The sequence below is a fragment of the Massilia glaciei genome (genome assembly GCF_003011895.2).
GTDB classification, from domain to species: domain Bacteria; phylum Pseudomonadota; class Gammaproteobacteria; order Burkholderiales; family Burkholderiaceae_D; genus Telluria_A; species Telluria_A glaciei.
In genome coordinates this window covers 1-8,025 of the sequence record NZ_PXWF02000107.1, presented here as the reverse complement: position 1 = coordinate 8,025, position 8,025 = coordinate 1, and the positions used below count along the sequence as shown (strand labels likewise).

Sequence of the window (8,025 nt, the reverse complement as noted above, 5' to 3'; positions counted from 1 at the left end):
CGCTTAAGTCCGGTGGATTGGGGTCGCCCCCCATGTCCGACAATCCGAGCCATCTCAAGTATTCTTTAAATTCTGGGCGGGACTTGCTAATTAGCCTGTTCGAAAACAGTGGGAAAAGTTTAGGCGACTCGTAGATAGAGTCGACTTGTTGCAGCCCGCTAAAAAGGCGAAAATCCCTTGCTCGGAAAATACCCTGAGTGTATGAAAAAGTATAAGCCCCCTTATTGAATTCCAGTTTTGCGACAGGAATCTTATTGGTGGGCCTCCCGTGAGTCGAACACGGCACCAACGGATTATGAGTTTGCCGTTGAAACCGTGCACATAGGGAAATCGACGTAAAGTAAGCGTAGGGTGATGAGGCCTTAGTATACAACGAATCAATGAGTTAGCGAAATCTACGCAAGTCAACAGATCGGTACGAGTGTACCGCCACTGTACCGCACCAACCACCTTATTTACCCATAATATGTGGCTCAGAACTGCTCCTCCCTCGGCGTACCCGCCCCAATCTTTTGCCAGTATTTAGACGAGCGGAGCTTGGCTGATGGTCTGCATGACCTTGGCGGATAGGTGTGCTCCAGGCACATCCTCGTAGCGAGCGGGAATGCGTTCTTTAAGCCGGAAGAGTCGCTGATGGGCCGTAAGCGTCCAGCCCATCCACCTATGAATGCGGTTTAGGTCTGGCTAGACTGTGCGAACGGTAGCAAGGAGTCGATCTTGCTGTTCGGGCAGGTGGGCAGCTTTTCGAGTGTATCGCTGAGCCAGCGTAATGGTTCGAGTCCGTTGAGCTTGGCGGTGGCGAGCAGGGTCTGGATCGCGGCGGCGCGGCGGCGCGCCGCCCGGCCCGTTCAGAGCCAGCGAACAGCCAGTTCTTTTTCCCGACGGCGATAGGACGGATGGTGTTTTCGACCGGATTGTTATCGATTGGCAGCGTGCCCGAATCGGCATAGCGCAGCAGCGCCGGCCAGCGCTTGAGGGCATGCTCGATTGCCTTGGCGGTGCCGCTGCCGACGGCCACGGTCTTGTGTGCGGCGAGGAGCCAGGCGTGCCAATCGGCCATCAGCGGCTTGGCTTGGCCCTGGCGCAGCTGGAAACGCTCTGTCGGCGCCAGTTCGCGCCCTTGCTGCTCGACGGCGTATAACTGGCCGATATGGCGCAGTGCCTGCGCGGCAATCGGACTGCCACTGGCAGCATGCAGGTCGAAGAACTTGCGGCGTACGTGGGCCATGCACGCCAGCTCGGTGATGCCGGCAGCGAACATGGCTTTGTAGCCTGCGTAATCGTCAACTATCAGCTGGCCTCGCCAGCCCAACAGGAAGGCGCGCGCATGCGCGCCGGCACGGCCGGTTTAATAGTCCCTGAATCCGTGTTCCGCCTCATCCAATAGTTGATCAAGTCATTGATTGCAAAGTAAAATATTGCATTTTCTGCTTTCACCCGACCGATCATGCCACGCTTTGAAGTCAAACAATCGAGCAACCTGGAATTAACCTCACACGCCGGTCTTGGCCTGATTGGCCAATGCTTCGAGGCCGCCCAAGTCGAGGCGGTTCTCGATTCCAGGTTTCCGGTATCGCAGGGCATGAAGACCTCCGACATCGCCAAGAGCATGACCGCGTTGCTGTGCTTGGGCAAGAGCGATTTCGAAGCCATCGAGCCGTTTCGCAATGACCGCTTCTTCAAGAAGGCACTCAATCTGTCCAAGGTCCCCGGCAGCGTGTGGCTGCGCCAGCGTCTCGATGCCATCGCCGGGGGTGTTCGCGAGTACACCGACGAGCTCAGCCTGCGGCTGCTGGAGCGGACCGGCGCGCCGATCACAGCCGACGGCGCCTACGTGTGCCTCGACATCGACACCTTCGTCATGGACAACAGCGGCACCAAGAAAGAGGAAGTGAGCCGCACCTACCAGGGCGTCGACGGCTACACGCCGATCGCGGCCTACTTGGGCAACGAGGGCTGGAACATCGGCTTGGAACTGCGTCCTGGAAAACAGCACAGCGCAGCGGAGACGCATTTCTTCATGGAGCGGGTCTACGGCAAGCTCGAGCGCCTGCTCGCTGCCGACCGACATGTCCTTTTGCGTAAGGATAGTGGCTTCGACAGCGCCAAATTGTTGTTCCAATGCGAGGACGAGCGCGAGCGGCTGACGCCGCTTGGGCGGCGACTGGACTTCGTCATCAAGTGGAATCCCCGCAAGCAAGACAAGGCCGCCTGGGTGGCGCGTGCCGAGCAAGCCGATGCGTTCAAAGTGGCGCGGCCCGGCAAACGCTGCGCGTTGCTGTCGCAGCAGCTTGAGCGCGCCCATGGCAAGGAGCGCCGGACCTTGCGCCTGGTCGTGTCGGTCACCGAGCGCAGCATCGACAAGAAGGGGCAGCACCTGATCGAGCCGGAGGTTGAAATCGAAGGCTGGTGGACCAGCCTGGATGCAGCGCCCGAGGAAATCATCCGGCTGTATCGCCGCCACGGCACACATGAACAATTCCACTCCGAAATCAAGACCGACCTCGACATGGAACGTCTGCCGTCGGGCAAGTTCGACAGCAACGACGCGATCATGCATCTGGCGATGTTCGCCTATAACTGCCTGCGCCTGCTCGGCCAACTTGGTTTGACAGGTGAAATCTCGCCGGTCAGGCATCCGGCGAAACGTCGCCGTTTGAGAACGGTGCTGCAGGAGATCATGAACCGGGCGGCCAAATACGTCGAACATGCGCGCCGACTGGTGCTCGACTTCGGCCGCACGGCCAAGATGCACGCCGACATCTTCTGTGCCCTGCAAGCGCGCCTGTCGCGTCTGGGGGCAGCGTGATCGACAGGCCGAAGCAGACGAAACGATTGACTGGGCAACTTCACGATTCCGGCGAGCCGGAAGGAGCGCGCATGGGCTGACGCCACCAAACTGGCCGGGAATCATGCTAGGCACGTTCATAGCCGGCCGATTAAAACCCGATTAAGTCGCAATAGTCGTGGACAACGGCACGGTCGGGGCGTGAAATTCGCAAAAATTGACGACTTTGCGAACAGGAGAGTGATGGTCAAAGTTGGAACACGGAATCAGGTAGTCGAACACGACGATGCGCGGCCCCTCGTCCAGGTCATTGGATCGGTAGGCCCATAAATAGGCATGGCGGGTTTTTCCTTCGCCGGGGTCCAGTTGCCGCACCGGCGTTTCGTCGGCATGCAGACACGGTCGCTCCTTGAGTAGTTCGGCCAGCCGTTCGCCCAGGGGTTGCAGCGCGACGCCGATCTTGCCGATCCACTCGGCCAGCGTGGAGCGCGCCAGTGGCACGCCTTGCCGTGCGCCGATCTGCTCGATCCGATACAGCGGCAGGTGATCGGTGTATTTGCTCACCGCCACCCAGGCCAACAGGCCCGGTGCTGCCATGCCGCCGTCAATGGTCGCCGGCGGCACCGCTGCTGCGATGACCGTCTCGCAGGCGCGGCAAGCGTATTGCGGACGAATGTGGCGATGTACGAAGAAGCGCGCCGGCTCCACGTCGAGCTGTTCGCTGATGTCTTCACCGATCATAACCAGGCCTTGGCCGCATGCCGCGCATTGGCATGACTCCGGCTCATGGCGGTGCTCGACGCGCGGCAGGTCGGCCGGCAGCGGCTGGCGCCCGGCACGGCTGCGTTTGCGCTTGCCGGCTTCGCCTTCACCGGTATCAGCAGGTGGCACCAACTCGGCCTCGGTCGCGGCCAGGTCGGTGTTGACCGTTTCGTCAAACAGCTCACGCTGCTCACCGCTGAAGGACTCGCTTTTCTGGCCGAACTTGATGCGACGGTAGTACGCTAATTCAAGCGTCAACGCAGCAATCTTAAAGTCCTTCTCCGCCAGCGCCGCACTGTTTTTCGCCAGCATCTGTTCTGCTCTGACGCTTTGCTCCATCAGCGCGCGCACCTTCGCGATCACGGCGGGATCGTGGTTGGCGCGGGTAAGTTCATTGAGCAAATCCATTCCCGTAGTTTACCGGGCACGGCCGCTGTTTACAAGCACAACAGTTCACATGCGCGGCGCTACAGCTGCCATTGCGCCGGGGCCGGCGCGGCCAAGCGCTGCCAGTCGACGCCGGCGATCAGCCATTGCCATTGCTCGTCGGTTAACTGCCAGCTTGTTTCGTGTGCCTGCGGCCAAACGAACTGACCGCGGTGCAGACGGCGCAGACACATCCAAACGCCATTGCCATCCCAGCAGACCAGCTTCAAGCGGGTCCTTCGACGGTTGCTGAACACGTATGCCGTACCGTCGCAGGGTGCGCGGCCCAAGGCCTCCTGCACATCCTGCGAAAGCCCATCGATGCCAGTGCGCATGTCCACAGCCTGGGTGGCCAGCCAGAACGACGCTGCCAGCAGCTTCATGCCAGGGCACACAGCAGTTCGGCGACCCAGTTCGTCGGCAAGGCTGTCGGCAACGTCACGGTCCAGCCGCTGGGACTACGCAAATTGATCGCTGGCGCAACGGTCGCGGCAGATTGAATCGACAGCGGCAGAAATGCCGGCGCCACGTCGACCGCGGCCAATCGTCGCGCCCAATAATTGAGCTGACGCTGGGCATAGCCCTGATTCACTGCAAACGCACGCTGCGACTGACCGCTAACACGCCATTGTGCGACGCGCTCTTTCCACAGCGCTTCGCGTTCGATATTTGCCATCCATATCTCCTTTTCAAAACTGGAGTATGGCTAGCGAAAATTGGCAATGGAAGGTGGATGGACTGGACGCTTACGATGGGCCGACCTTGTAAGCTGGCCGTACGTGGTTGCCATACACCTGCGTTCGCGAGTTCGTGCGCGCTGGCGGCATCGAACGCATCGTTATGCTGCGGGCTCCGAACAAACTGCGTTCCGAAAGTCGGTAATGGGCAAACCTTGCGCCAAGTGGTAGAAATGCTACAGCAGCTCGCTAAATTTCACCTGTAATGTCTTGGGCGTCTAGAATAGTCATTTCGGATTTGAAGGGCGGGCCACCGGAATGGCGCATTTGCACTATTTATCGGATCGGTGCGAGTTGGGATACTGAGCGCGGAGGCATTTCTTAGCGATTGGCAATGACACCTAACTTACTCACACCCGACTTACCCGTTCGCAAAGACAGTTTTTTCCGACGGCGGTCTTCGGCACTTCTAATGGAAGGTACTGTGTTGCCGGGGATCGTGGCGCTCACTGCGACCACTTTCTTCGCTGCGCCCTTGACCATCCTTGCGCCGGGTGCGGCGCTGCATCGCCGTGAATAAATCAACAGACCAACCACTTTTGCATACCCCATTCGGCGTCCCGTCCAAAATTGCTGCAGGGCCCCTACGATAATTAGTAACAAACTATTGGCTTACGCCGGACGACCATCATGAATTCAATCTCAAAAATTGCCATTGCGCTTTTTGTCTTCTACGGCGCTTCGATCGCTGCAGCCCACGACCTTTACTTCACCGTCGATTACAAGGCTTATGCCGTGAAGGGCGAGAACGGCAATCAAAACACCGATACCGTCTTCGAGAAGAACCTGTTCTTCATCAAGGCCAACGACACCGACGCGGTGAACGCCGAGAGCCTGAAGCTCATGAAGAGCTACGTCACCTATGTCCGGGAGAAAAAGCCGGCTTATGTCGAGCGCATCATGAAATCGGCAGAAAAAGACAAGATCGACGAAGCCATCATGAGTGGCATCCACGTGTCGTATTTCTTTGCGACCGACAAAGCCAATCAGGAAATTGCCGCAAAAATGGCGCATGCCAAGAAGCTGGGATTCAACGTCATCACCTCCGACGGGTTCTCCTACAAGCCGTAGCCCACGCATGAGCGTGAAGGCGTTGCGTGCCACCTTTGGCGGCAACAATCGTGTAATTCAGTCGAGGGTTCTGACATGCGCGCTTTCTTTGCTCCTACTTGCCGCAGCCGCCACTACGGCTTTCGCCGGCGCGCGTTTATTAGACCTGACCCTCGCCGTGCTCCTAAAACTACGATCGCAACACCCGAGAGCGCCCTCATTTATATTATCAACCAGCGTATTGCAAGGACCCATGCGAGCCTTTTTTCTCTTCCAATCCCTGACCCTGGCGGCTTTCTTTTCGGTGGCAGCACAAGCTGCCGATCCGGTGAACGCGGCCTCACCAGGCGGCAAAGGTAGCTTACGCCCCATGGGCTTGCAGGAGACCTGCTTCAAGAGCGGTTCCAGGGCAGTGCCTGTGGTGTGCGGCCGGGTCCAGGTCAACTGGAAGCTGTGGACGCTGATGGGCGAACCGATAGGCGACTATGTACTCGGCTGGAGCCCCACGAAAGTGCGGGTGGCCGACGCCGAGGGCGGCGGGTCCCAGTCTTACACGGTGGAGAATCTCCCCAAGGCGGTGGGCAAGGCCGTGCAGCGCATGGAACTCTACGTGGAAGCGGTCGCCTTTGTTGAGAAAGCGCCGACGAGCCGGAATGACACTGCAGTCGTCCTGGCGTTCAATACGGGCGTGGCAGCTAAACCGGGCGAGACGTCGATGAACGTGCCCGAGGGCTACAACTGGGAGAAATTCCTGCACGGTGGGATGTCGAACAAAGGCATCGGACTGGGCCTGGCGGGCTGGTGTGTGGCTGAGGGACGGCAGCAGCTCAACGCCAAGGATGCGAAGGCGGTGATGCGCGCGGGCGTAAAGCTCGACGGTCTGCAGGTCTGCCCAAGCTCGACGGTGGACGTGGCGCCGGTAGAGAATGCGCTCGCCAAATTGTGCGAATCGAACACCGGCGCCACGCCGCACTATTGCTCCAGGAAGAAAGAAGCGAAGGAAATCGATGCGATCGACGCTGCGTTCGCCAAGCTGGAAGACCGGCGGCCTGGCGGCACCACGGGCGCGGGAAAGAAGGCCGGCTCGAGCGATCCGATGGAAGCAGCATTCGAGGCAGCGGAGACAGAACGCAAGGCGCGCGAGGACGCCCGGCTGAAGGCCGCAGCGGAACTGCGGGAGCGACTGGCCGCAGCCGAGCGCCTGGCACTGGTGAGAAAAAGTGCTCTGGACTTTTGCAACGCAGCCAAGGCCACAGAAGACAGCTGCGCGGCGCGCACCTGTGGCAGCAAGCCCAGCGCCAAGATCTGTACGGATTCGCGCGAGGACCCGACGCCGCCTTGCGGCGGCGGCCCGAACACGAGCTGCATCGCTTTCCCCAAATATACCTGTTACGCCAACGCCCCCAACCCGAAGCGCCCGGAATGGGAAAGCTGCGCTGCCACGGCTGCCCAGGCCTGCGCCACGTCGGGCAAACCGATCGTCAGTGTCGACCAGTGCGTCGCGGATCGCACCCGGTGACCGATAACGATATTTTTACAACCAAGGGACTATTTTTATGATGAAAACTATAGCAAGCCTGATCGTTCTATTGTGCTGTGCAAGCGCGGCAAACTCAGCAGACGAGTTGATCCCTGGAGACATGGATCTCGACGACATACCAAAAGATACCTGGGTTGTCTTCAAAAAGTCATTTTCCATGAGGATGGATGAAAACTTCATCTATGAACGCGGTGAATTTATTAATAGGGAAAGTCAGGGCGCTATGAAATACCAAAAAGGGGATGTGTGTAAGATAGGCAGCCCCTTGGTAACACCTAACCATGTAAGACAATATTTCATCTGTGAGCGCGGATCTTTGTCCGTTGTTCTCAAGCGATCAGACAACACGGCAGGCGAATTTCGCAGTTTATTTGGTCACTATTTCGAGCTCGTTTCTAGCGACCCAAGCCTCGATCCGTATGCGGGCATGGACCGCAGTATTGTGCTGGAATTGCTGATGACGAAGATCACGAACGCCATAAAGGAGAACAAGCACGAGGAAGCCTTGCCCCATTTCGTGCGGCTGGAAAAACTGGGTACTCCCTTGCCGGAGAGTTTTTACTACTACTACATCCAAGCCTTGGCCGGGGCGAACCAAAAGCTGGACGCAAAGACCCGGGCGACGAATTACCTGACAACGTATGGAAAAAAGGGCAAATACTACGCCAAAGTGATTGAATTGCTGGCACAGCTATAGCCATATCGTTACACACAACTTTGGC

General features: G+C 58.4%; 6 protein-coding genes and 2 pseudogenes. 4 read left to right on the top strand and 4 right to left on the bottom strand.

Annotated features, from left to right (window positions below):
• Positions 1-674: 674 nt before the first annotated feature.
• Positions 675-1,345: pseudogene (gene tnpC, locus C7C56_RS07985) on the bottom strand (IS66 family transposase); the annotation flags it as partial.
• 102 nt (positions 1,346-1,447) lie between these two features.
• Between tnpC (C7C56_RS07985) and C7C56_RS07980 the strand changes: the two are divergent.
• Positions 1,448-2,809: an IS1380 family transposase gene (locus tag C7C56_RS07980; protein WP_106756913.1), complete on the top strand. Its 1,362-nt coding sequence runs from the start codon at positions 1,448-1,450 to the stop codon at positions 2,807-2,809.
• Between the two features lie 249 nt (positions 2,810-3,058).
• Here C7C56_RS07980 and tnpC (C7C56_RS07975) read toward each other — a convergent pair.
• The 3 genes and pseudogenes from tnpC (C7C56_RS07975) to tnpA all read right to left on the bottom strand — a co-directional run.
• A pseudogene (gene tnpC, locus C7C56_RS07975) lies at positions 3,059-3,958 on the bottom strand (IS66 family transposase); the annotation flags it as partial.
• 59 nt (positions 3,959-4,017) lie between these two features.
• Entirely contained in the window at positions 4,018-4,359 is a 342-nt protein-coding gene (gene tnpB / locus C7C56_RS07970; protein WP_106756912.1) for an IS66 family insertion sequence element accessory protein TnpB, read from the bottom strand.
• Entirely contained in the window at positions 4,356-4,652 is a 297-nt protein-coding gene (tnpA, locus tag C7C56_RS28015; RefSeq protein ID WP_146204337.1) for an IS66 family insertion sequence element accessory protein TnpA, read from the bottom strand. The genes tnpB and tnpA overlap by 4 nt, the downstream gene beginning before the upstream one ends.
• A 691-nt stretch (positions 4,653-5,343) precedes the next feature.
• Between tnpA and C7C56_RS07965 the strand changes: the two genes are divergently transcribed.
• From C7C56_RS07965 to C7C56_RS07955, 3 genes are all read left to right on the top strand, one after another.
• Positions 5,344-5,784, top strand: coding sequence for a hypothetical protein (locus tag C7C56_RS07965; protein ID WP_106756910.1), 441 nt, complete (start codon positions 5,344-5,346; stop codon positions 5,782-5,784).
• A gap of 232 nt (positions 5,785-6,016) precedes the next feature.
• Positions 6,017-7,282, top strand: coding sequence for a hypothetical protein (locus C7C56_RS07960; RefSeq protein ID WP_106756909.1), 1,266 nt, complete (start codon positions 6,017-6,019; stop codon positions 7,280-7,282).
• Between the two features lie 37 nt (positions 7,283-7,319).
• Positions 7,320-8,000 carry a hypothetical protein gene (locus C7C56_RS07955; protein WP_106756907.1) on the top strand — a complete coding sequence of 227 codons (681 nt, stop codon included), beginning with the start codon at positions 7,320-7,322 and terminating at the stop codon, positions 7,998-8,000.
• The last annotated feature ends 25 nt before the right edge of the window (positions 8,001-8,025 follow it).